The 1,704-nt window shown below is 56.8% G+C and carries 1 protein-coding gene; it reads right to left on the reverse strand.

Going from position 1 to position 1,704, the window contains the following annotated elements; translation table 11 throughout:
- Positions 1 to 74: 74 nt before the first annotated feature.
- Positions 75 to 1,325, reverse strand: a complete 1,251-nt coding sequence (ltrA, locus tag J6525_RS46300) for a group II intron reverse transcriptase/maturase (RefSeq protein WP_225649598.1) — start codon at positions 1,323 to 1,325, stop codon at positions 75 to 77.
- Between the last annotated feature and the right edge of the window lie 379 nt (positions 1,326 to 1,704).

Genomic DNA, 1,704 nt, shown 5'->3' on the forward strand with positions numbered 1-1,704 from the left:
GTCGAGTCGCCCGGGGGAGTTTCACCCCCAGGCGCTCACAGATCCGGACGTGAACGTCTCCGCTCATCCGGCTCTTACCGTCCAGCCGCCGTCTTGTGCAGCATCGGCCAATGGGCCAATAGCGTGGGGGTGCGGCACGCAATGTCCCGTACCCAGTGCTCTGCCCGTCTTCGATGTCGCCGCAGACGTTTGTATTTCGACATCGCCCATCGCGCGAGACATCGGTCGAGATGGCGTAGTGTCGGATAAAGCGCCGACTTGTAGTACCGACCATAGTAGTTCATCCAGCCTCGAATGATCGGGTTGAACATCCTCGCCAGGTCGTCGATCCTCTTATCCACCCGGCAGCGTAGTTGCCAGGCACGGATTTCCTGTCGGATTGCCTTCGTCGCGGCATTGCTGACACCGGGGCTGAAGTTGACGAAGTGCTTTCCCCAACGGTTCTTCGACCGACGGGCACGAAACGTGTAGCCCAAAAAGTCGAATTTCTGTTCAGGATAATCACCTCGCCGGTCGTCATCCTTACAATAGACTATCTTCGTCTTGTCCGGATGAAGCTCCAGTCCGCATTCGGCAAAGCGCTTCGCAAGCGCCTCCTTCAGTTCTTGTGCCTGCCGCTCACTGTCGCAATGGCAGAGAATATCATCGGCATAACGCTCGAACGGGATGCTCGGATGATTTCTTCGCATCCACATGTCGAACGTATAGTGGAGAAAGAGATTCGCCATCAGCGGTGATACCACCGAGCCCTGCGGCGTGCCCTTCTCTCGGGGTTCAAGGGTGCCGTCTTCCAGTTGAACGGGAGCTTTAAGCCACCGTTCAATGTACAACAACACCCAAGCGCAGTCCGTGTGCTTCCGAATCGCCTTGAGCAAAAGTTCATGCGATATCGAGTCAAAATAGGCCCGAATGTCGAGATCGAGCACAAAGGGATGCCGCCAGCATCGCTGGCGAGCAACCCCAACGGCATCGAGCGCCGATTTTCCGGGTCGATATCCGAACGAGTCTGGATGAAAGTGTTTCTCCAAATCCGGCTCCAGATATCCTTTGACGACCGCCTGAGCAACGCGATCCGACACCGTAGGAATTCCTAGCGGCCTCTTCCCGCCGTCGCGCTTGTCGATCTGCACACGCTTGACCGGCGGTGGAAAGTAGCTGCCCGAAGACATTCGATTCCAGAGCTTGTACAGATTGCTCTGCAAGTCTGCCTCGAACACCTCGATCGACTGCTCGTCCACACCGGCTGCGCCCCGATTTGCTTTAACCCGTTTGTACGCCTCCCAAACCCAGCGCTTGGGGATGTCATACGGCTTTGCTTGACCCAAAAGAGTCCTCCCGTTTCCGGTTGTTCTTCCAATCAAGCGGGACAGTGCCGTGCCTTCGCTCCGCCACCATTACAGTGCCTTCGTCACTACTACACACGGCTCCGTCCCTGCATCGCGCATTGGTACTCAGACTCTTGTGGGGCTTCCACTTGAACCATTCCCTTGGCATCGCGATACAGGTTCCCACGTTCCGCACAGAAGCCTGAACCGAGGTTACGCCACCTCGCCTGCCGGACGCCGCCTGAGCCGTAAACAGGTATCGCTCAGACTGATCCCAAGATAACGACTACCCCTTGGTTTTGACGTCTTCCCTACGCTTTCGACAGTTCATCGGTGGTTCGCTTGCGCTCGTCTCCTCGATCCTTACCTGACAGAGTCT

The sequence above is a fragment of the Bradyrhizobium australafricanum genome, from assembly GCF_020329495.1.
Classification (GTDB): Bacteria; Pseudomonadota; Alphaproteobacteria; order Rhizobiales; family Xanthobacteraceae; genus Bradyrhizobium; species Bradyrhizobium australafricanum.